Here is a 21257-nt window from a genome sequence, read left to right on the forward strand (position 1 = left end):
GATGCGCGGGCCGTTTCAGATTGGCGGGGTGCGGGCAGCTGACGGTTGCCGCGCGCCCGACGCCACCGGGCGCCGCCGCGACTCAGTCAGGCGGCGCTTTTGCTTGGCGGCGCCGGTGTGCGGCGATATGTCACAGTGGCTGCTGTGGCCCCGGCAGACGCAGCACCGGCTGCCGCAGCGTCGGTTGCCGCGGCATCGGCCGCCGCACCGAATCCATCAACGCCCGATGGGCAGGCCGGTCGAATGGATCCAGCCCATCCAGTTCGCGAACAGGATGAACAGGAACAGCGACACCGACAGCCCGACGCGGGTGGCGAGCGACCAGGCCATGCGTTTCGTGTGGCCGCGGTCGTGCATCATGAAGTAGAGCGCCGAGCCCATGCTGGCGATGATCAGGACGAAGGCGATGGGAACGAGGATGTGCATGACACGAACCGGACGACGGCAATTCGACAGGAAGCGGATAATTATCTCACTTCGCTTTCGCGGCTGCGGCCGGTGGGCGGCGCGATGAAGATCCGCTGGCTGCCCGCGCTGCTGATACTCGCCGTCGTCGCCGCGGCGATCCGCCTCGGCTTCTGGCAGCGCGACCGCGCGCATCAGAAGGAGGCGCTGCAGGCGGACATCGTGCGCTACGAGCACGCCGCGCCGGTCGACCTGGGCGCGCAGCCGGTTGCGCTGGCGTCGATCGAGTTTCACCGCGTGCGGGCGAAAGGCCGCTTCATGCCCGAGCAGGTGGTGTTCCTCGACAATCGGCCGTATAACGACCAGCCGGGTTTTTACGTCGTGATGCCGTTTAAACTCGCGGGCGGCGGCGTCGTGCTGGTGAATCGCGGCTGGCTGCCGCGCAACATCGCCGATCGCACGGCGATCGAGCCGTTTTCGACGCCCGCGGGCGACATCGAGATCGAAGGCATCGCGCGCGCCGACGCGTCGCGTGCGTTCGAGCTCGGCGAAGGCGGCTCGGCCGCGCACCAGAAGATCCGCCAGAACCTGGACGTGGCCGCGTATGCGAAGGAAACCGGCTTGCCGCTGCAGCCGTTCGTGATCCAGCAGACGAGCGACGACGGCGACCGGCTCGTGCGCGACTGGCCGGCCGCGACGACCGGCGTCGAGCGCAATTACGGTTACATGTTTCAGTGGTGGGGCATCGCCGCAGCCGCGCTCGGTTTCGGCCTGTACGCCGCGCGGCGGGCGGCGAAGAAGTCGGCCGACGCGTGAGCGCGGTGCCCGGACGCGGCGACGGCGCCGCGGGTTCGTTTCGAGAGGTTTGATTTGTCCATGCAATCTTCCCGTCAGGGTCCGGCCGCGACGCCGGTTTCGCCGGCGGCGCGCAAGCGCGGCCGCTGGATGCTCGTGCTGCTCGGGCTCGTGTGCGCGGCGCCGATCATCGCGTCGTACTTCACCTATTACGTGATCAAGCCGAAGGGCGGCTCGACCAACTACGGCACGCTGATCGAGCCGCAGCGGCCGATCCCGGCCGACCTGCAGGTCACCGACGAAACCGGCAGGACGGTGCCGCTGGCGTCGCTGCGCGGCGTGTGGCTGTTCGTGATGACCGACCGCAGCGCATGCGACGATGCCTGCGCGCAGAAGCTCTATTTCATGCGCCAGATCCGCGTCACGCAGGCGGGCGAGCGCCACCGGCTGACGATGGTGTGGCTGCGCAGCGATGCGGGCGCGATTCCGCCGAAGGTGCTCGAGGCCTACCCGGACACGCGGCGGCTGGTCGCCGATCCGGCCGCGGTCGCCGCATGGCTGCCGGCCGACGCGGGCACGACGGACAGCGACCACCTCTACCTGGTCGATCCGAACGGCAACCTGATGATGCGTTTCCCGAAGAACCCGAACCCCAGCAAGATCAAGACGGACGTCACGAAGTTGCTGAAGTGGTCGAGCATCGGTTAAGGCGACACAACGAGGCACACATTCGATGTCGTATCTACTGCAACTCGGCCTGATCGGCCTGTGCATCGCGCTGCTGCCGCTGTCGTACGTGTGGGTGAAGGCCGACGACGACAAGTTCCGCAAGCTGGTGTGGGTCACCACCTTCATGACGCTGGACCTCGTGATGTTCGGCGGCTTCACGCGTCTCACCGATTCGGGCCTCGGCTGCCCCGACTGGCCGGGCTGCTACGGCACGTCGTCGCCGTTCATCGCGCACGCGGCGATCACGGCCGCCCACCAGGCGATGCCGAGCGGCCCCGTCAGCATGTCGAAGGCGTGGATCGAGATGATCCACCGCTATTTCGCGATGGCGATCGGCGTGCTGATCATCGCGCAGGTGGTGATCGCGTGGTCGGCGCGGCTGCGCCGCCGCCCGCTGTCGGTGTCGCCGTGGTGGCCGACGAGCCTGCTGCTGCTGATCGTCGTGCAGGGCGCGTTCGGCGCGTGGACCGTCACGATGAAGCTGCAGCCGGTGATCGTCACGACCCATCTGCTGCTCGGCCTCGCGCTGCTCGGCACGCTCGGCTGGCTCGCGGCGCGGCAGACGCCGCTGCCCGCGCATGATCCGGAGGCCGGCCGCTACCGCGCCGCCGCACTCGCCGCGCTGGTGTTGCTGGTCGTGCAGATCGCGCTCGGCGGCTGGGTGAGCACGAACTACGCGGTGCTCGCGTGCACCGACTTCCCGACCTGCAACGGCCAGTGGATTCCGCCGATGAATTTCGGCCAGGGCTTCCATCTGTGGCGCGCGCTCGGGATGACGAAGGACGGCGACGCGATCACGCAGGACGCGCTGGTCGCGATCCACTGGACGCACCGCACGTTCGCGTTCGTCGTCGTCGCGTATCTGGTCGCGTTCGCGCTGAAGATGCGCCGCTTCGAGTCGCTGCGGCGGCCGGCGAACGGCGTGCTGCTGGTCGTGCTGCTGCAGTTTCTGACGGGCCTGACCAACATCGTGCTGCAGTGGCCGCTGCCGGTCGCCGTCGCGCACAACGGCGGCGCCGCGATCCTGCTGCTGCTCGTCGTCATGTTAAACTTTCGCATCCTTTCAAGCCGCCCCGGCCGTGTCGTGCAGCCCGCGCGCGACGCCGCCCCGGCGTGACCGCCCCCATGCAAAGCATCCTCTCCCAATCGCCCGGTAGCCGGTTTTCGCAGTACATGGCGCTGACGAAGCCGCGTGTCACGCAGCTCGCGGTGTTCTGCGCGGTGATCGGCATGTTCCTCGCGACGCCGGGCATGGTGCCGTGGCGCGTGCTGATCGGCGGTACGGTCGGCATCTGGCTGCTGGCCGGCGCCGCGTTCGCGATCAATTGTCTGGTCGAGCAGAAGATCGACGCGATGATGCGCCGTACCGCGTGGCGGCCGTCCGCGCGCGGCGAGATCACGACGCCGCAGATCCTGCTGTTCTCGGCCGTGCTCGGCAGCATCGGCGCATGGACGCTCTACACGTTCACGAACCCGCTGACGATGTGGCTGACGATCGCGACGTTCGTCGGCTACGCGGTGATCTACACGCTGCTGCTCAAGCCGATGACGCCGCAGAACATCGTGATCGGCGGCGCGTCGGGCGCGATGCCGCCGGCGCTCGGCTGGGCCGCGGTCACCGGCGCGGTGCCGGGCGACGCGTGGATTCTCGTGCTGATCATCTTCGTGTGGACGCCGCCGCATTTCTGGGTGCTCGCGCTCTATCGCCGCAAGGATTACGAAAACGCGGGGCTGCCGATGCTGCCGGTCACGCACGGCGAGCAATACACGCGGCTGCACATCCTGCTGTACACGGTGATCCTGTTCGCCGTCACGCTGATGCCGTTCATTTCCGGCATGAGCGGCGCCGTCTACCTGACGAGCGCGGTGCTGCTCGGCGCGGTGTTCCTCGCGTATGCGTGGAAGATCTACCGCGACTATTCGGATGCGCTCGCCCGCAAGGCGTTCCGCTACTCGATCGTCTACCTGTCGCTGCTGTTCGCCGCGCTGCTCGTCGATCACTATGCGCGCCCGTTGCTCGGCGTGTAACTGCACGGTTTGAACGCAATGCTCCATTCACGGTTCGGGCGCCGCGCGCGCCAAGGCTGGCTGCTCGCGTGCGCGTTCGCCGCCGCGACGCTGCTCGCCGGTTGCGACAACGCGCCGAAATTCCAGAATCTCGACATCACCGGCAATACGCAGTTCGGCACCGACTTCTCGCTGCCCGACACCGCCGGCAAGGTGCGCACGCTCGCCGACTTCAAGGGCCGCGCGGTCGTGATGTTCTTCGGCTATACGCACTGTCCGGACGTGTGCCCGACCACGATGGCCGAGCTGTCCGAGGCGCTGAAGCAGCTGGGCCCCGATGCGGCGAAGCGGGTGCAGGTGCTGTTCGTCACCGTCGATCCGGAGCGCGACACGCCGGCGCTGCTCGGCCAGTACGTGCCCGCGTTCGATCCGTCGTTCATCGGGCTGCGGCCGGCCGACGAAGCGCAGCTCAAGAAGGTCACGAAGGACTTCCGCGTGTACTACGCGAAGGTGCCCGGCAAGACGCCCGGCAGCTACACGATGGATCACACCGCCGCGAGCTACGTGTTCGATCGCGACGGCAAGCTGCGCCTGTTCGTGCGCGACGGCCAGGGCCCCGGCCCGTGGGTCCACGACCTGAAACTGCTGGTCGACTGAGCGGCGCCAAGCCGCCTCGGCGCCTCAGCGCGCGGGCCGCTGCCCGGCGCGACGCGTGACGGCGCCGCCGTCACGCCTGCTTCCCTCTTTCCTGTCCGATCGCGATGCACGATGCGCGTGCGCACGTCGTGCGCGCGTGCGTTCATGCGCCGCCGCGTCGGTCACGGCAGCGCCGGCACGTTGAAACCCTGCGCGGCGCGCGTGATCCGGAATTCGGTGACGCGATAGGTCGCGAGCCCTTCGGTCACGAACGGATCGGTGGCGAGAATCGCGTCGAGTTCGTCGCGGTCGATGCGCGCGGCGAGAATCACGCCGCCTTCGCGCGGCACCTTCGGCCCCGCCGCGATGAAGATGCCGCGCTCGAACAGCGGCTGCAGATACGCGCGATGGCGTTCGAGTGCATCGTCGATGCGCTCGAGCGACGCATGGTACTGGATGTCGATGACGTACATGGATGATCCCGGAATGGCGCCGGCGCGCTGCGCGCCGGCCAGCCGGTCTTTGTAGCACAGGCGCGCACCGGTGTCGTGCCGTGCGCCGGCCGGTTGTATTCAAGTCGTAAGCGTCGCTGCCGTAAATACGTACGCAACCGTTTGCGCGCGGCTGGCCGTCGGCGCGCAGCGGGGCATGACTTCGACAACAAGGCACGTAGATGAGCAGAATGAGTTTGAACCGCAAGCTGTGGCTCGCGCTTGCGCTGGTATGGATCGGTCTGCTGGGCGTAGGCGCATGGAGCGCATATGAGACGCGCGCGACGATGCTCGCCGAACGCAAGCAAGGCATCGCGAATCTCGTCGATTCGGCGGCCGGCATCGTGGCCGCGTATCACGCGCTCGCGCAGAGCGGCACGCTGCCCGAGGCCGACGCGAAGCGCGACGCGCTCGCGAGCCTCGCCGCGATGCGCTACGGCGAGTCGGGCTACGTGTTCGTGATGGATTCGAAGCCGGTCGTGCTGATGCACCCGACGTTGCCGAAACTGGTCGGCACGCAGGTCGGCGATTATCTCGATCCGGACGGCAAGCCGCTGTTCGTCACGATCCTGAACGCCGCGAAGGCGACCGGCAGCGGCTTCGCCGAGTATCGCGGGCGACTGCCGCACAGCGAGACCGCGGTGCCGAAGATCAGCTACGTGACGCGCTTCGCGCCGTGGGACTGGAACATCTCGAGCGGCGTGTTCCTGAAGGACATCGATACCGTCTACTACCGCACGCTGTTCGGCCACCTCGCGGTCGTGCTGGTGATCGGCTTCGTGATCAGCGCGGCGATGCTCGTGATCATCCGCAACGTGCGCGGCAGCCTGGGCGGCGAGCCGGACGAAGCGGCCGCGCTGGCGGCCCGCATCGCGCAGGGCGACCTCACGCAGCCGGTGCCGGTGCGCGCGGACGACCGCACCAGCATGATGGCCGCGATGCGCGACATGCAGGCGCGCCTGCAGGCGACGATCGGCGGGATTCGTCAGTCGGCGGAGTCGATCGCGTCGGCGAGCCGCGAGATCGCGTCGGGCAACAACGACCTGTCGCAGCGCACCGAGGAGCAGGCCGCGTCGCTCGAGGAAACGGCCGCGAGCATGGAGCAGTTGACCGCGACGGTGAAGCAGAACGCCGACAACGCGCGGCAGGCGAGCGGGCTCGCGAACAACGCGTCGGAGATCGCGCGCACCGGCCACGACGTCGTGAGCCGCGTGATCGGCACGATGGGCCAGATCGACGACAGCTCGCGCAAGATCGCCGACATCATCGGCGTGATCGAGGGCATTGCGTTCCAGACCAACATCCTCGCGCTGAACGCGGCGGTCGAGGCGGCCCGCGCGGGCGAGCAGGGACGCGGCTTCGCGGTGGTCGCGGGCGAGGTGCGCTCGCTCGCGCAGCGCAGCGCGACGGCCGCGAAGGAGATCCGCGCGCTGATCGTCGATTCGGTCGAGCGCGTGCGCAACGGCTCGGCGCTGGTCGGCCAGGCCGGCACGACGATGGGGGAGATCCTGCAGGCCGTCGCGCGTGTGACCGACATCATGGGCGAGATCGCGGCCGCGTCGGAGGAGCAGGCAAGCGGCATCACGCAGGTCGGGCGCGCCGTCACGCAGATGGACCAGGTGACGCAGCAGAACGCGGCGCTCGTCGAGGAGGCCGCGGCCGCCGCCGCGTCGCTGCAGGAGCAGGCCGGGCGGCTGCGCGAGGCGATCGGCGCGTTCCGCGTCGCCGAGGCGGCCGGCGGCGCGCGCTGACTCATCCGGCCGGCGGCCGGTGGCCGTGGCGGCGGTCGTTCGTCGGCCCCGTTGCGGTGCATACATATATGAGCGGGATGTATTTCACTTCCGCGCGATCCTGTGACACCATTTGCCCCTTCCTGCGAGTCCGGGGATACCCGTATCGCGCCCCTATTTCAGTTAGCAACGAAGTGAGAAACAGATGAAGCGTCGCAGTCTCCTGAAGGTATTTTCCGTGGTGGCCACCGGTGCCGCGCTGACGCTGTCGGCGGGCGCCCACGCCGAAGACAAGGTGATCAAGGTCGGCACGGTCGCCGGCCCGGATGCGCAGGTGTGGCAGGTCGTGCAGAAGGTCGCGAAGGAGAAGCAAGGCCTGAACGTGAAGGTCATCGAGTTCAACGACTACGTGCAGCCGAACGCGGCGCTCGACGCGGGCGACCTCGACGCGAACAGCTTCCAGCACCAGCCCTACCTCGACAGCCAGGTGAAGCAGCGCGGCTACAAGATCGTCAGCGCGGGCCTGACCTACATCTCGCCGATCGGCGTGTATTCGAAGAAGTTCAAGGCGCTGAAGGATCTGCCGCAAGGCGCGAAGCTCGCGGTGCCGAACGATCCGTCGAACGAGAACCGCGCGCTGCTGCTGCTGCAGACGCAAGGCGTGATCAAGCTGAAGGCCGGCGCCGGCACGGGCGGCAACAACGCGACGGTGCTCGACATCGCCGAGAACCCGAAGAAGCTGAAGATCTCCGAGCTCGACGCCGCGCAACTGCCGCGCGTGCTGTCGGACGTCGACGCGGCCGTGATCAACACCAACTACGCGCTCGCCGCGAACCTGCAGCCGACCAAGGACGCGATCGCGCTCGAATCGCTGACGAGCCCGTATGCGAACCTGATCGCCGTGCGCGCGAAGGACAAGGACCAGCCGTGGGTGAAGAAGCTGGTCAGCGCGTACCAGTCGCCGGAAGTGCGCGAATTCATCAAGAAGCAGTTCAAGGGCTCGATGGTCGCGTCGTTCTGAACGCCGCACACCGGTCCGATTGCCGACCCGAAGGGCCTGCCGCGCGCAGGCCCTTTTTCATTGGGGCGGGTGCTGGCCCGTGGCCGCTGGCGGCGCGTGCGGCATGCGCTGCGTTCATCTGACGAAAGGCCGGTTTCGTGCCGAGACTGTGCGACGCGGGCGCATTGCCATATACTGTATATCCATACAGTTGTGGGTGGCGTCATGCTCGCATCCTCCATTTCTCCCGAATCCCTTCATCCGTCGCTGTGGCGCGGCTCGCAGCTCGCGCGCGGCGGCCCGCGCACGATCGACACGGGCTTCGCGTCGCTGTCCGCCGAGCTGCCGGGCGGCGGCTGGCCGGTCGGCGCACTCGTCGAGCTGCTGGCCGCGCAGCCGGGCTGCGGCGAGATGCGCCTGCTCGCGCCCGCGCTCGCGCAGTCGGTCAGCGCGCGGCGTCCGCTCGCGCTGGTCGCGCCGCCCCATGCGCCGCATGCGAGCGCGCTGGCCGCCCTCGGCGTGCCGTCCGATGCGCTGCTGTGGCTGCGCGCGGGCAGCCGTACCGACGCGTTGTGGGCCGCCGAGCAGGCGCTCAAGACGGGCTGCTGCGGAGCGCTGCTGCTGTGGCAGGACGCGCGGCCCGATGCACTGCGGCGCCTGCATCTGGCGGCCGCGCGCACCGGCGACACGCTGTTCGTGATGCTGCGCGCGCTGTCGGCCGTGCGGCAGCCGTCGCCGGCCGTGCTGCGCGTCGCGCTGCATCCGGTGCCGGGCGGCGTGTCGCTCGACATCGTCAAGCGTCGCGGGCCCGCGCGCAGCGAACCGCTCGCGCTCGAATTGCCGTCGCCCATCGTGGAGAGCCGCTATGCGCGTCTTGCTCGGCATCCATCTGCCGCGCCTGCCGCTCGACGTGTGCGCCCCGCCGCCGTCTGACGCAGAAGCCGGCGCGGCCGGCTGCGCGGTGCTCGAGCAGGGCGTCGTGCTGATTGCCGACGCGCCCGCGCGCCGGCACGGCGTGCGCGCGGGCATGAAGCGCGGCGGCGTGCTGACGCTCGCGCCCGGCACGCGGCTCGTCGAGCGCGATCCGGCGCGCGAGGCCGACGCGCTGCGCGCCGTCGCGCTCGCGTTGCTGCGCTTCTCGCCGTGCGTCGCGCTCGACGACGAAGCGACGCTGATCGTCGACGTCGGCCCGAGCCTGCGGCTGTTCGGCGGCTTGCCGTCGCTGTGCCGCCAGGTGCGCGCGACGCTCGCGGCGCTCGGCTATGCGGCGCACCTGTCGGCCGCGCCGACCGGGCGCGGCGCGTGGCTGCTCGCGCGCACGTCGGCGCGTGCGCGGGTGCGGCGCCGCGTGGCGCGACCGGCTTCGCTCGGCCGCACGCTCGATCGGTTGCCGTGCGTGCTGCTGCCGGATGCGCGTCCGTATGCGGGCTGGCTCGACGGGCTCGGCTGCCGCACGCTCGCCGATCTGCGCGCGCTGCCGCGCGCCGGGCTGCAGCGCCGCTGCGGGCCCGCGCTGCTCGCGGCGCTCGATCGCGCGTACGGCGATGCGCTCGAGCCGCTCGCATGGATGACGGTGCCGCCCGTCTTCGACGTGCGGCTCGAGCTGCCGGAGCGCGTCGAATACGCGCAAGCCGTGCTGTTCGCCGCGCAGCGGCTCGTGGTACAGCTCTGCGGCTGGCTGGCCGCGCGCCAGCTGTCGCTCGCCGCGATGACGTTCGATCTCGAGCACGAGCGCGGCCGCCAGGCCGTGCCGCCGACCGCGCTGGAGCTCGCGTTCGCCGCGCCCGTGCGCGACGAAGCGCACTTCATGCGGCTGCTCGGCGAGCGGCTCGCGCGCGTCGAGCTGCCGGCCGCGGTGATCGCGGTGCGGCTGAAGGCCACGCGCGTCGAATCGGTCGCGCCGCCGGCCGACGATCTGTTTCCGGAGCCGGGCGGCACGCGCGAGACGCGCGCGCGGCTGTTCGAGCTGCTGTCGGCGCGGCTCGGCGCGGACAACGTGCTGCGCGCGGCGCGCGTCGCCGATCACCGTCCGGAGGCCGCCAACCGCTGGCTGCCGCTCGACGCGCAGGCGGGCAAGGCCGCGGCCGGGCCGCCCGACGCGCCGCCGCGTCCCGCATGGCTGCTGGCCGAGCCGTTGCCGCTGCTGATGCGCGGCGAGCGGCCGGTATTCCATACGCCGCTCAGGATGATGTCGTCGGCCGAGCGGATCGAAGGCGGCTGGTTCGACGGGCAGCACGTGGCGCGCGACTACCACGTCGCGCACGACGAAGCGGGCGCGTGCTACTGGGTGTTCCTCGAGCGTTCCGAAAGCGCGGCCGAGCCGCGCTGGTTCCTGCACGGCCTGTTCGGGTGAGCGACGATGGCCGCGCAAATCACCTGGCTGCCCGACTACGCGGAGTTGTTCTGCCGCTCGAACTTCTCGTTCCTGCATGGCGCGTCGCATGCGGAGGAGCTCGTCGCGCGCGCGGCGGAGCTCGGCTATCGCGGCCTCGCGATCACCGACGAATGCTCGCTGGCCGGCGCGCCGCGCATGCATGTCGCCGCGCAGGCGCAAGGGCTGCCGCTCGTCGTCGGCGCGTATTTCGCCGTCACGCCCGATGAGGTCGCGCCGGGCCACGATCCGGGGCCCGGCGCCTTCGGGCTCGTGCTGCTCGCGCAGAACCGCGAGGGCTACGGCAATCTTGCCGAGCTGATTTCCTGGCGGCGCATGGCGGCGCCGAAGGGCACCTACACGCTGACGTCGCGGATGCTGTCGGCGCCGCCTGCGGCGTTCGCGCACCTGCGCGGCATGCCCGACTGTTTCGCGATCCTCGTGCCCGTGTATCCGGTGCGCGCCGACGTGCTCGATGCGCAGGTCGCATGGTTTCGCGCGACCTTCGGCGAGCGCGCGCGGCTCGGGCTCGTGCAGTTGCAGCGCGCGCTCGACGGCGCGCAGCGCGAGGAGATCCGCGCGGCCGGCGAGCGGCGCGGCGTGCCCGTCGTCGCGCTCGGCGACGTGACGATGCACCGGCGCTCGTGCAAGCCGTTGCAGGACGTGATGACGGCGATCCGCGTCGGCATGCCGGTGGCCGAGTGCGGCTACGCGCTGGCGCCGAATGCCGAGCAGCACCTGCGGTCGCGGCAGCGCATCGGGCAGCTGTACTCGCCGGACGAGATAGCGCAAACCTGCGAGATTCTCGACGCGTGCGATTTCGAGCTCGGCTCGCTGCGCTACGAGTATCCCGACGAGATCGTGCCGGCGGGGCTCACGCCGACGCGCTATCTGGAACAGGAAACCCTCGCCGGCGCGCGCGCGCGTTATCCGCGCGGGGTGCCGGAGAAGGTCGCGAAGCTGATCCGCCATGAGCTCGACCTGATCGCGAAGCTGAGCTACGAGCCGTTCTTCCTGACCGTCTACGACATCGTCAAATTCGCGCGCAGCCGGAACATCCTGTGCCAGGGCCGCGGCTCGGCTGCGAATTCGGTCGTCTGCTATTGCCTCGGCATCACCGAGGTCGATCCCGATCAGAGCACGATGCTGTTCGAGCGCTTCATCAGCGAGAAGCGCGGCGAGCCGCCCGACATCGACGTCGACTTCGAGCACCAGCGCCGCGAAGAGGTGATTCAGCACATCTACCGGAAGTACGGCAAGGATCGCGCGGCGATCGCCGCCGCCGTCTCGACCTACCGCCCGCGCGGCGTGCTGCGCGAAACCGGCAAGGCGCTCGGCGTCGATCCGATGCTGGTCGACCGCGTCGCGAAGGCGCACCGCTGGTTCGACGGCAGCCGCGATCTGCTGAAGCAGTTCGCGTCGACCGGGCTCGATCCGGCCACGCCGCTGATCGCCACGTGGGCCACGCTCGCCGCGCGGCTGCTGAACTTTCCGCGCCACCTGTCGCAGCACTCGGGCGGCTTCGTGATCAGCCGCGGCAAGCTCACGCGGCTCGTGCCGGTCGAGAACGCGGCGATGGACGGGCGGCGCGTGATCCAGTGGGACAAGGACGATCTCGAAGCGCTCGGCCTGATGAAGGTCGACGTGCTCGCGCTCGGCATGCTGTCGGCGCTGCATCGCGCCTTCGACCTGCGCACCGCGTGGCGCGGCCCGCAGCCGGACGGCGAGCCGTTCACGATGAAGCACGTCCCGCAGGACGACGAGGCGACTTACGACATGATCTGCCGGGCCGATACGGTGGGCGTGTTCCAGATCGAGTCGCGCGCGCAGATGTCGATGCTGCCGCGGCTGAAGCCGCGCAACTACTACGACCTCGTCGTCCAGGTGTCGATCGTGCGGCCCGGGCCGATCCAGGGCGGCGCCGTGCATCCGTACCTGAAGCGGCGCCGGATCATGTCCGGCGAGGAGCAAGGCAAGGTCACCTATCCGAGCGACGCGCTCAAGGAGGTGCTCGAGCGCACCCTCGGCGTGCCGATCTTCCAGGAGCAGGTGATGCAGATCGCGATCGTCGCGGCGGGCTTCACGCCGGGCGAGGCCGACGAGCTGCGGCGCGCGATGGCCGCGTGGAAGCGCAAGGGCAATCTCGAGAAGTATCACGACAAGATCGTCGAAGGGATGCTCGCGCGTAATTACACCCGTGAATTCGCCGAGCAGATCTTCGAGCAGATCAAGGGCTTCGGCGAATACGGCTTCCCCGAAAGCCACGCGGCCAGCTTCGCGAAACTCGCGTATGCGAGCAGCTGGCTCAAGTGCCACGAGCCCGCGATCTTCGTCGCGGCGCTGCTGAACAGCCAGCCGATGGGTTTCTATGCGCCCGCGCAGCTCGTGCAGGACGCGAAGCGCCACGGCGTGCAGGTGCTGCCGGCCGACGTCACGCAAAGCGGCTGGGAGACGTCGCTCGAAGCGCTGCCCGGTCAGCCGCCGCCACACGGCCAGCCGGCGGTGCGGCTCGGCCTGGCGCTCGTGCGCGGGCTCGGCGAGGCGGCCGCGCGGCGCATCGAGGCCGCGCGCGCGGCCGGCCCGTTCGACAGCGTCGACGCGCTCGCGCGCCGCGCGCAGCTCGAGCGGCGCGATCTCGAGGCGCTCGCCGCCGCGAACGCGCTGGCGGCGCTCGCCGGCCATCGCCGCGACGCATTGTGGCAGGCCGTCGCCGCGGCGCCCGAGCGCGACCTGCTCGCCGCCGCGCCGATCGACGAAACGGAGCAGCCGGCGCTCGGCGCGCCGTCCGAAGCCGACGACATCCTCGCCGACTATCACACCATCGGCCTGACGCTGAACCGCCATCCGGTCGCGCTGCTGCGGCCCGCGTTGCGCGCGCAGCGGCTGTCGTCCGCGGCCGAGCTGCGCGACCGTCCCGACGGCCGGCTCGCGCGCGCGTGCGGGCTCGTGATCGCGCGGCAGATGCCGGGCACCGCGAAGGGCGTGATGTTCATGACGCTCGAAGACGAAACGGGCTGCGTGAACGTGATCGTGCGGCCCGAGCTGCTCGCCCGGCAGCGGCGCGAAACGCTTGACTCGCGGCTGCTCGCTGCGTCGGGCGTGTGGCAGGTCGTCAGCGACGTGAGGCACCTCGTCGCGCAGCATTTCGAGGATCTGACGCCGCTGCTCGGCGGCCTGCGCACGTCGAGCCGGGAATTTCACTGAGGGCGCGACAGAGGGCGGGGCGTGTCGATTGCCGCTCACCGCTCACCGCGAAACGCTCATCCATACACCGGTCATCCCGGCTCACCCGCACCCCGCTCGGTCGCATGCATACCAGTGGCCCTAACTGGTTCTATTCCGGTATCGTTTTTGCCTCGTTTCGCACGCCGAGGCGAGGCTGCAACCCGTCCCTTTGCATACCACTCCGGGTAAATACCTATCCCGCATCGCCTTGTAAACAAAGGACTTATTGCGACTAAACCGCTTGTCGGACAAGGCTTTCCGCGATTTCCACGAGTCTAATACCAGTTCGTTGACTGGTATTATTGTGGTTATATAATGCGTTCACTTTCGACGGCTCGACGGCTCGACGGCTCGACGGCCGTCGTCCGACCCGCAAAGGCATATGGAAACCGGCTGCTCCGAACTGGCGCCCGATCCCCTCGACGACACGCCGCTGTATCTGCAGCTCGCCCGCAATCTGGCGAGCGCGATCCACGCTGGCGCGTGGCGCGCGGGCGAGGCGCTGCCGTCGGAGCGGCTGCTGTCGGACACGGTCGGCGTATCGCGCATCACGGCGCGCCGCGCGCTCGCGCTGCTGGTCGAGCAGGGGCTGATCCGGCGGGTGCGCGGGGCGGGCAGCTTCATCACGCCGCGCGTCGCCGATCCGCTGTCGCGGCTCGTCGGCTTCACCGAGAAGATGCGGCAGCGCGGCTTCATCCCCGATTCGGTGTGGCTCGCGCGCACGCTGCGCGTCGCGAGTCGCGACGAAATCGCGCATCTGGGGCTCGCGCCGGGCGCGACGGTCGCGCGGCTCGAGCGGCTGCGCCGCGCGGACGGCACCGTGATGGCCGTCGAGCACTCGACGCTGCCGGCCGCGGTGCTGCCCGATCCGCAGGCGCTCGGCGCATCGCTGTACGACTATCTGGAGGCGCGCGGGTCGAGCGTCGTGCGCGCGCTGCAGCACTTTCGCGCGGCCAACGCGACGCACGAGATCGCGAAATGGATGGGCGTGAAGCCGGGCGCGGCGCTGCTCGTGATCAGGCGGATCGGCTATGGCGCCGATCAGCGCGCGCTCGAAGTGACCGAATCGTATTGCCGCGACGACTATTACGACTTCGTCGCCGAACTGAAACGCTGACGCGCGAGACTGCGCGCGCCACACGACTGGAACGCAATGCAACGCAACGGAACGCAATCGCGCGCAATGCATCCCAACGAACTGGCACATCGCGACGCGGCGCTCCGCGTCACCGGATCATCAAGAGAAACGTCATGCTGACTGGCAACATCCTCACCCCCGACGGCTGGATTCACGGCTCGCTCGACAGCGAGAACGGCCGCATCACGATGGTCGACGGCACGCCCGCCGACCCGGCCAACAACGACGCGCCGTACATCCTGCCCGGCTTCATCGATCTGCACGTGCACGGCGGCGGCGGCGCCGACGTGATGGAAGGCGGCGACGCGATCGAGACGATCGCGCGCACCCACGCGCAGTTCGGCACGACGAGCCTGCTCGCCACCACGATGACCGCGCCGCGCGACGAGCTGATGGAAGTCGTCGCGAACCTCGGCACCGCCGCGCGCGCGCGCACGCCGGGCGGCGCACGCGTGCTCGGCGTGCATCTCGAAGGGCCGTACATCAACCCCGGCAAGCTCGGCGCGCAACCGGACGCGGCCGTGTCGGCCGTGCTCGACGAAGTGCTGAAATACCTGTCGATCGCGCCGATCCGCGTGGTCACGCTTGCCCCGGAGATCGCCGGCCACATCGAGATCATCGGCGAGATGGCCGCGCGCGGCGTGCGCGTGCAGCTCGGCCACTCGCTCGCGACGTACGACGACGCGGTCACCGCGCTCAAGCACGGCGCGTGCGGCTTCACGCATCTGTTCAACGCGATGTCGCCGCTGCATCACCGCAACCCCGGCCTCGTCGGCGCGGCGCTCGCGCATGCCGAGTACGCGGAAATCATCCCCGACCTGCTGCACGTGCATCCCGGCGCGATCCGCGCGGCGCTGCGCGCGATCCCGCGCCTGTACGTGGTGACCGACAGCACGTCGGCCACCGGCATGCCCGACGGCGAATACCGGCTCGGCAGCCAGCACGTGACCAAGTGCCTCGGCGGCGTGCGGCTCGCCGACGGCACGCTCGCGGGCAGCACGCTGACGATGGATCAGGCGCTGCGCAACCTCGTGTCGCTCGGCCTGCCGATCGCCGACGTGTCGAACCGCATGTCGCGCTACGCGGCCGACTACCTCGGCATCGCGGACCGCGGCCGCCTTGAGCGCGGCGCATGGGCCGACCTCGCGGTATTCGATCGCGACCTGAACCTCACCGCGACCTACGTCGAAGGAGAATCGATTGTCGAATATGCTTAAGGAAGCGCGCGAGGCCGCCCAGGTCGTCGCCGCGCAGCTCGCCGATACCGCGCGCGTCGAGGCGCTCGCCGGCCAGCTGCTCGATCACCCGCCGGCCGTCGCGCTGACGGTCGCGCGCGGCAGCTCGGATCACGCCGCCAGCTATTTCGCGAGCCTGACGATGAGCCGCCTCGGCGTGCCGGTCGCGTCGCTGCCGATGTCGGTCGCGACCTTGCAGCAGGCGCCGCTGAAGGTGCACGACCAGCTCGCGCTCGCGTTTTCCCAGTCGGGCCAGAGCCCCGATCTCGTCAACACGATGGCCGCGCTGCGCGAAGCTGGCGCGCGGACCGTCGCCGCCGTCAACGTGCTGCCGTCGCCGCTCGCCGATGCGTGCGAGCACCAGTTGCCGCTGCTGGCCGGCCCCGAGCTGTCGGTCGCCGCGACCAAGAGCTATATCGCAATGCTGTCGCTGTCCGCGCAGATCGTCGCGTTCTGGCAGCGCGACGCCGCGCTGGTCACCGCGTTGCGCGGCCTGCCCGACGTGCTCGCGCAAGCGGGCCGGCTCGACTGGTCGGCGGCGGTGGCCGCGTTTTCGGGCATCGAGCGGATGATCGTGATCGGCCGCGGCCTTGGCCTCGCGATCGCGCAGGAAGCCGCGCTGAAGCTGAAGGAAACCTCGGGCATCCAGGCCGAGGCATTTTCGAGCGCCGAAGTCCGGCACGGCCCGATGGAGCTGATCGAGCGCGACTATCCGCTGCTCGTGTTCGCGCCGCCGGGGCCGGAGCAGGCCGGGCTGCTGCAGCTCGCGCAGGACATGCGCGCACGCGGCGCGGCGGTGCTGCTCGCCGCGCCCGCCGGCACGCCGGGCGCGAACCTGCCGCTCGCGCAGTCCGCCCATGCGGCGCTCGATCCGATCGCCGCCATTCTGTCGTTCTACGTGATGGCGGCCGAGCTCGCCGTCGCGCGCGGTCGCAATCCCGACACGCCGCGTCACCTGAACAAAGTCACCGAAACGCACTGATAGCCGAGACAGCCGATGAGACGCGCCGAGGAGTCCCAGTTGAAGAGTTCCGCCCAAGATCAGATCGTCCTGCTCGCCCCGCTGAGCGGGCCGATCGTCGCGCTGGCCGATGTGCCCGATCCGGTGTTTGCCGGCGGGATGTTCGGCGACGGCATCGGCATCGACCCGCTCGCGGGCCGGCTCGTCGCGCCGTGCGCGGGCGTCGTGTCGCATCTGGCGCGTACCGGCCATGCGGTGACGATCACGACGCCGCAAGGCGCGCAAGTGCTGCTGCACATCGGCATCGACACCGTCGAGCTGAACGGGCAGGGCTTCACCGCACGCGTCGAGGACGGCGCGCACGTCGCGCCGGGCGACCTGCTGATCGAGTTCGATCAGGACGTGGTCGCACGCAGCGCGCATTCGCTCGTGTCGGTGATCGCGATCGCGAACTCGGATGCATTCGACGTCGTCGAGCGCGCGAGCGGCTTCGCGACGGCCGGCGAGACGCCGCTGCTGACGCTGCGCGCCAACGGCGCAGCGGCCGGGCAGGCCACGCAGGCCGCTCATGCGACCGCGACCGCGACTTCGGCGCACGAAGTGCGCCGCCAGATCGTGCTCACGCAGCCGGGCGGCCTGCATGCGCGCCCGGCCGCGCGGGCGCGCGAATCCGTGCGCGGTTTCGACGCGACGGTCGACGTGCAGTTCGACGGCCGTCACGCGTCGATCGCGAGCGTCGTGGGCCTGCTCGGCCTCGGCGCCGGCGAAGGCGCGACGGTCGAGCTGATCGGCCGCGGCGCGCATGCGCAGCAGGCCGTCGACGCGGTCGCGCGCGAGCTGCTGCGCGAAGCGCACGGCGAAGTGGAAGAGACGCCGGCACGGCTGCGCTCGCCGGCGCCGCCGACGCTGCGGCACGACGACGGCGCGGCGCGCGCCGGTGCGCCCCTCGATCCGAACACGCTCGCGGGCGTATGTGCGGCGCCCGGCATCGCGGTCGGCACGCTGGTGCGGCTCGACGATGCCGACATCGTGCCGCCCGAACCGGCGAGCGGCACGCCCGCGTCGGAAAGCCGCCGCCTCGACCAGGCGCTGAAGGCGGTCGACGCCGAACTCGGCGAAACGGTGCGCAACGCGTCCGCGCGCGGCGCGGTGGGCGAGGCCGGCATTTTCGCGGTGCATCGCGTGCTGCTGGAGGATCCGACGCTGGTCGACGCGGCGCGCGACCAGATCAGCCTCGGCAAGAGCGCCGGCTTCGCGTGGCGCGCGACGATCCGCGCGCAGATCGACACGCTGTCGCGGCTCGACGACGCGCTGCTCGCCGAGCGCGCGGCCGATCTGCGCGACATCGAGAAGCGCGTGCTGCGCGCGCTCGGCCACACGAGCGGCGTGACGCGCGCGCTGCCCGACGAGGCTGTGCTCGCCGCCGAGGAGTTCACGCCGTCGGACCTGTCGTCGCTCGATCGCGAACGCGTGACCGCGCTCGTGATGGCGCGCGGCGGCGCGACCTCGCATGCGGCGATCATCGCGCGCCAGCTCGGCATCCCGGCGCTCGTCGCGGTCGGCGATGCGCTGTACGCGATTCCGGACGGCACGCAGGTCGTCGTGGACGCGAGCGCGGGCCGGCTCGAACACGCGCCGAGCGCGGTCGACGTCGAGCGTGCGCGCCACGAACGCGAGCGCCTCGACGGCGTGCGCGAAGCGAACCGCCAACATGCGCGCGAAGCCGCCGCGACGGCCGACGGTCGCGCGATCGAAGTCGCCGCGAACATCGCGACGCTCGACGACGCGAACACCGCGCTCGACAACGGCGCCGATTCGATCGGGCTGCTGCGCACCGAGCTGATGTTCATCCATCGTCAAACCGCGCCGAGCGTCGTCGAGCACCGGCAGAGCTACCAGTCGATCGTCGACGCGCTGCAGGGCCGCACCGCGATCATCCGCACGCTCGACGTCGGCGCGGACAAGGAAGTCGACTATCTGACGCTGCCGCCGGAGCCGAATCCGGCGCTCGGCCTGCGCGGCATCCGGCTCGCGCAGGTGCGCCCCGATCTGCTCGACGATCAGCTGCAGGGCCTCCTCGCGGTGAAGCCGTTCGGTGCGGTGCGCATCCTGCTGCCGATGGTTACCGACGCGGGCGAACTCGTGCGGCTGCGCGCGCGCATCGACGAATTCGCGCGGGCGCAGGGCCGTACCGAGCCGATCGAGGTCGGCGTGATGATCGAGGTGCCGTCGGCGGCGCTGCTTGCCGATCAACTCGCACGGCACGCGGATTTCCTGTCGATCGGCACCAACGACCTCACGCAGTACACGCTCGCGATGGACCGCTGCCAGGCCGACCTCGCCGCGCAGTCCGACGGCCTGCATCCGGCCGTGCTGCGCCTGATCGACATCGCGGTGCGCGGTGCGGCGAAGCATGGCAAGTGGGTCGGCGTGTGCGGCGCGCTCGGCGGCGATCCGCTCGCGGTGCCGATCCTCGTCGGCCTCGGCGTGACCGAGCTGTCGGTCGACCCGGTGGCGGTGCCGGGCATCAAGGCGCGCGTGCGCCGTCTCGATTACCAGCTGTGTCGCCAGCGTGCGCAGGATCTGCTCGCACTCGACTCGGCACAGGCGGTAAGGGCAGCAAGCCGCGAGGTCTGGCCGCTCGACTGAACGTCGACGGCGGGCGCGCGACCCGTATCACCACGAAAGCAATTAGGTCAACGACGCTTCACGACGAGACAATGGACTGGAGGACTGAATGGACGGGAATCCGTTTCTGAAGATACAGGGGCTGGGCCGCGCCCTGATGCTGCCGATCGCGGTGTTGCCGGTCGCCGGCATCCTGCTGCGCCTCGGCCAGCCGGACGTGTTCAACATCAAGATGATCGCCGACGCCGGCGGGGCGATCTTCGACAACCTGCCGCTGCTGTTCGCGATCGGCGTGGCGGTCGGCTTCGCGAAGGACAACAACGGCGTCGCGGCGCTCGCGGGCGCGATCGGCTATCTGATCGAAACCGCGATCATGAAGGACATCGATCCCAAGCTGAACATGGGCGTGCTGTCCGGGATCATCGCGGGCGTGGTGGCGGGCTTGCTGTACAACCGCTACAAGGACATCAAGTTGCCCGACTACCTCGCCTTCTTCGGCGGCAAGCGCTTCGTGCCGATCATCACGGGGCTCGCGTGCGTGGTGCTCGGCATCGTGTTCGGCTATGTGTGGCAGCCGATCCAGCATGCGATCGACGCGGCCGGGCAATGGCTGACGACCGCGGGTGCGATCGGCGCGTTCGTGTTCGGCTTCCTGAACCGCTTGCTGCTCGTCACGGGCCTGCACCACATCATCAACTCGCTCGCGTGGTTCGTGTTCGGCAACTTCACGCCGCCGGCCGGTGGCGAGATCGTGCACGGCGACCTGCACCGCTTCTTCGCGGGCGATCCGACCGCGGGCACCTTCATGGCCGGCTTCTTCCCGATCATGATGTTCGGCCTGCCGGCCGCGTGTCTCGCGATGCTGCACGAAGCGCCGAAGGAGCGCCGCGCGATGGTCGGCGGCCTGCTGTTCTCGATGGCGCTCACGTCGTTCCTGACCGGCGTGACCGAGCCGATCGAGTTCAGCTTCATGTTCCTCGCGCCGGTGCTGTACGTGATCCACGCGGTGCTGACCGGGCTGTCGCTCGCGATCTGCCAGATCCTCGGCGTGAAGCTCGGCTTCACGTTCTCGGCCGGCGCGATCGACTACGTGCTGAACTACGGGCTGTCGACGAAGGGCTGGATCGCGATTCCGCTCGGCATCGCGTACGGCGTCGCGTACTACGGGTTGTTCCGCTTCTTCATCCGCAAGTTCAACATGGCGACGCCCGGCCGCGAGCCGGCCAGCGCCGATGCGGCGGCCGAATCGTACGCGTCGGGCGGCTTCGTCGCGCCGGCCGGCGGCGCGGCTGTGGCGGCCCCGCGCGCGCAGCGCTACATCGCTGCGCTCGGCGGTGCGGGCAACCTGACGGTCGTCGACGCCTGCACGACGCGTCTGCGCCTGAGTGTCGTCGATCCGGACAAGGTGTCGGAGCCGGAGCTCAAGGCGATCGGCGCGCGCGGCGTGCTCAAGCGCGGCGGCAACAGCGTGCAGGTGATCATCGGGCCGGAGGCCGACATCATCGCCGACGAGATGCGGGCGGTGATCGGCAGCGGTACGGCTGGGGCCGCAGCCGCAGCGCCGGCCGCGGCCGCGCAATCGACGGCGCAAGCGGTCACGGGCGCGGCGGCCGGGCCGCTCGATCCCGATCCGCTGCGCTGGCTCGCGGTGTTCGGCGGCGCGACCAACGTCGCAGCGCTCGACGCGATCGCGACCACGCGGCTGCGCGTGGTCGTGCGCGACGCATCGGCCGTCGATCGCGAACGGCTCGGCACGCTCGACGCCGCATGGGTGTCGCCGGACACATTCCACATCGTCTGCGGCAATGCGGCCGCGCGCTATGCGCAGCAGCTCGGCGCACGCCTGCCGTCGACCGGGGGCGGCGCGGCCGCGCAACCGGCCTGACGCGACGCTGCCGGTCTGTCT

Annotated in this window: 17 protein-coding genes; 15 read left to right on the forward strand and 2 right to left on the reverse strand. The window is 70.0% G+C overall.

Translation table 11 applies throughout. The annotated features are described in order from the left end of the window. Positions 1-216 precede the first annotated feature (216 nt). A complete protein-coding gene (locus AK36_RS15220) occupies positions 217-426 on the reverse strand; it encodes a twin transmembrane helix small protein (RefSeq protein ID WP_011886099.1) in 210 nt (69 codons plus the stop codon). 84 nt (positions 427-510) lie between these two features. On the opposite strand from AK36_RS15220, the gene AK36_RS15225 reads away from it, so the two are divergent. Genes AK36_RS15225 through AK36_RS15245 form a run of 5 tightly spaced genes read left to right on the forward strand, consistent with a single transcriptional unit; the run spans position 511 to position 4593 of the window. After that, entirely contained in the window at positions 511-1221 is a 711-nt protein-coding gene (locus AK36_RS15225) for an SURF1 family protein (protein WP_011886098.1), read from the forward strand. 60 nt (positions 1222-1281) lie between these two features. After that, positions 1282-1908: an SCO family protein gene (locus tag AK36_RS15230; protein WP_014723691.1), complete on the forward strand. Its 627-nt coding sequence runs from the start codon at positions 1282-1284 to the stop codon at positions 1906-1908. A gap of 25 nt (positions 1909-1933) precedes the next feature. Further along, positions 1934-3046, forward strand: a complete 1113-nt coding sequence (locus AK36_RS15235) for a COX15/CtaA family protein (RefSeq protein ID WP_014723690.1) — start codon at positions 1934-1936, stop codon at positions 3044-3046. A gap of 8 nt (positions 3047-3054) precedes the next feature. After that, complete coding sequence (cyoE, locus tag AK36_RS15240; protein WP_011886095.1) at positions 3055-3957, forward strand: heme o synthase; 903 nt, start codon at positions 3055-3057, stop codon at positions 3955-3957. 18 nt (positions 3958-3975) lie between these two features. Further along, a complete protein-coding gene (locus AK36_RS15245; RefSeq protein ID WP_014723689.1) occupies positions 3976-4593 on the forward strand; it encodes an SCO family protein in 618 nt (205 codons plus the stop codon). 161 nt (positions 4594-4754) lie between these two features. Here AK36_RS15245 and AK36_RS15250 read toward each other — a convergent pair whose 3' ends face one another. Next, entirely contained in the window at positions 4755-5045 is a 291-nt protein-coding gene (locus AK36_RS15250) for a YciI family protein (RefSeq protein ID WP_011886093.1), read from the reverse strand. Between the two features lie 200 nt (positions 5046-5245). Between AK36_RS15250 and AK36_RS15255 the strand changes: the two genes are divergently transcribed. The 10 genes from AK36_RS15255 (at position 5246) to nagE (ending at position 21236) form a co-directional block, all read left to right on the forward strand. Then, the gene (locus tag AK36_RS15255; RefSeq protein ID WP_045578760.1) at positions 5246-6814 is read left to right on the forward strand and encodes a methyl-accepting chemotaxis protein; all 1569 of its coding nucleotides are present in this window, start codon (positions 5246-5248) and stop codon (positions 6812-6814) included. 184 nt (positions 6815-6998) lie between these two features. Next, positions 6999-7814, forward strand: a complete 816-nt coding sequence (locus AK36_RS15260) for a MetQ/NlpA family ABC transporter substrate-binding protein (RefSeq protein ID WP_011886091.1) — start codon at positions 6999-7001, stop codon at positions 7812-7814. A 204-nt stretch (positions 7815-8018) separates the two neighbouring features. Next, on the forward strand, positions 8019-8726 hold the full coding sequence (gene imuA / locus AK36_RS15265) for a translesion DNA synthesis-associated protein ImuA (protein ID WP_011886090.1): 708 nt from the start codon (positions 8019-8021) through the stop codon (positions 8724-8726). Further along, entirely contained in the window at positions 8659-10146 is a 1488-nt protein-coding gene (locus AK36_RS15270; protein ID WP_045578761.1) for a Y-family DNA polymerase, read from the forward strand. The genes imuA and AK36_RS15270 overlap by 68 nt, the downstream gene beginning before the upstream one ends. 6 nt (positions 10147-10152) lie before the next feature. Then, a complete protein-coding gene (locus AK36_RS15275; RefSeq protein ID WP_011886088.1) occupies positions 10153-13368 on the forward strand; it encodes an error-prone DNA polymerase in 3216 nt (1071 codons plus the stop codon). Positions 13369-13771: 403 nt separating this feature from the next. Beyond that, positions 13772-14506 carry a GntR family transcriptional regulator gene (locus AK36_RS15280; protein WP_011886087.1) on the forward strand — a complete coding sequence of 245 codons (735 nt, stop codon included), beginning with the start codon at positions 13772-13774 and terminating at the stop codon, positions 14504-14506. A gap of 134 nt (positions 14507-14640) precedes the next feature. Then, positions 14641-15744 (forward strand): N-acetylglucosamine-6-phosphate deacetylase, encoded by a 1104-nt coding sequence (gene nagA, locus AK36_RS15285; protein WP_011886086.1) that lies wholly within the window; start codon positions 14641-14643, stop codon positions 15742-15744. Then, positions 15737-16744, forward strand: a complete 1008-nt coding sequence (locus AK36_RS15290; protein WP_045578762.1) for an SIS domain-containing protein — start codon at positions 15737-15739, stop codon at positions 16742-16744. Before nagA ends, AK36_RS15290 begins: the two co-directional genes overlap by 8 nt. Positions 16745-16759: 15 nt before the next feature. Further along, positions 16760-19372 carry a phosphoenolpyruvate--protein phosphotransferase gene (ptsP, locus tag AK36_RS15295; RefSeq protein ID WP_045578763.1) on the forward strand — a complete coding sequence of 871 codons (2613 nt, stop codon included), beginning with the start codon at positions 16760-16762 and terminating at the stop codon, positions 19370-19372. Positions 19373-19460: 88 nt separating this feature from the next. Next, positions 19461-21236: an N-acetylglucosamine-specific PTS transporter subunit IIBC gene (nagE, locus tag AK36_RS15300; RefSeq protein ID WP_045578764.1), complete on the forward strand. Its 1776-nt coding sequence runs from the start codon at positions 19461-19463 to the stop codon at positions 21234-21236. Positions 21237-21257: the final 21 nt, after the last annotated feature.

Origin of the sequence: Burkholderia vietnamiensis LMG 10929 (assembly GCF_000959445.1) — a bacterium.
Taxonomy (GTDB): domain Bacteria; phylum Pseudomonadota; class Gammaproteobacteria; order Burkholderiales; family Burkholderiaceae; genus Burkholderia; species Burkholderia vietnamiensis.

What these genes read in the sequence shown, in the direction of transcription:
- AK36_RS15290 (WP_045578762.1), top strand. Translation starts at nt 15,737, where the DNA reads ATGCTTAAGGAAGCGCGCGAGGCCGCCCAGGTCGTCGCCGCGCAGCTC.
- AK36_RS15235 (WP_014723690.1), top strand. Translation starts at nt 1,934, where the DNA reads ATGTCGTATCTACTGCAACTCGGCCTGATCGGCCTGTGCATCGCGCTG.
- AK36_RS15220 (WP_011886099.1), bottom strand. Translation starts at nt 426, where the DNA reads ATGCACATCCTCGTTCCCATCGCCTTCGTCCTGATCATCGCCAGCATG.
- AK36_RS15270 (WP_045578761.1), top strand. Translation starts at nt 8,659, where the DNA reads ATGCGCGTCTTGCTCGGCATCCATCTGCCGCGCCTGCCGCTCGACGTG.
- AK36_RS15255 (WP_045578760.1), top strand. Translation starts at nt 5,246, where the DNA reads ATGAGCAGAATGAGTTTGAACCGCAAGCTGTGGCTCGCGCTTGCGCTG.
- cyoE (WP_011886095.1), top strand. Translation starts at nt 3,055, where the DNA reads ATGCAAAGCATCCTCTCCCAATCGCCCGGTAGCCGGTTTTCGCAGTAC.
- nagE (WP_045578764.1), top strand. Translation starts at nt 19,461, where the DNA reads ATGGACGGGAATCCGTTTCTGAAGATACAGGGGCTGGGCCGCGCCCTG.
- AK36_RS15250 (WP_011886093.1), bottom strand. Translation starts at nt 5,045, where the DNA reads ATGTACGTCATCGACATCCAGTACCATGCGTCGCTCGAGCGCATCGAC.
- AK36_RS15245 (WP_014723689.1), top strand. Translation starts at nt 3,976, where the DNA reads ATGCTCCATTCACGGTTCGGGCGCCGCGCGCGCCAAGGCTGGCTGCTC.
- imuA (WP_011886090.1), top strand. Translation starts at nt 8,019, where the DNA reads ATGCTCGCATCCTCCATTTCTCCCGAATCCCTTCATCCGTCGCTGTGG.
- AK36_RS15280 (WP_011886087.1), top strand. Translation starts at nt 13,772, where the DNA reads ATGGAAACCGGCTGCTCCGAACTGGCGCCCGATCCCCTCGACGACACG.
- AK36_RS15225 (WP_011886098.1), top strand. Translation starts at nt 511, where the DNA reads ATGAAGATCCGCTGGCTGCCCGCGCTGCTGATACTCGCCGTCGTCGCC.
- AK36_RS15260 (WP_011886091.1), top strand. Translation starts at nt 6,999, where the DNA reads ATGAAGCGTCGCAGTCTCCTGAAGGTATTTTCCGTGGTGGCCACCGGT.
- nagA (WP_011886086.1), top strand. Translation starts at nt 14,641, where the DNA reads ATGCTGACTGGCAACATCCTCACCCCCGACGGCTGGATTCACGGCTCG.
- AK36_RS15230 (WP_014723691.1), top strand. Translation starts at nt 1,282, where the DNA reads ATGCAATCTTCCCGTCAGGGTCCGGCCGCGACGCCGGTTTCGCCGGCG.
- AK36_RS15275 (WP_011886088.1), top strand. Translation starts at nt 10,153, where the DNA reads ATGGCCGCGCAAATCACCTGGCTGCCCGACTACGCGGAGTTGTTCTGC.
- ptsP (WP_045578763.1), top strand. Translation starts at nt 16,760, where the DNA reads ATGAGACGCGCCGAGGAGTCCCAGTTGAAGAGTTCCGCCCAAGATCAG.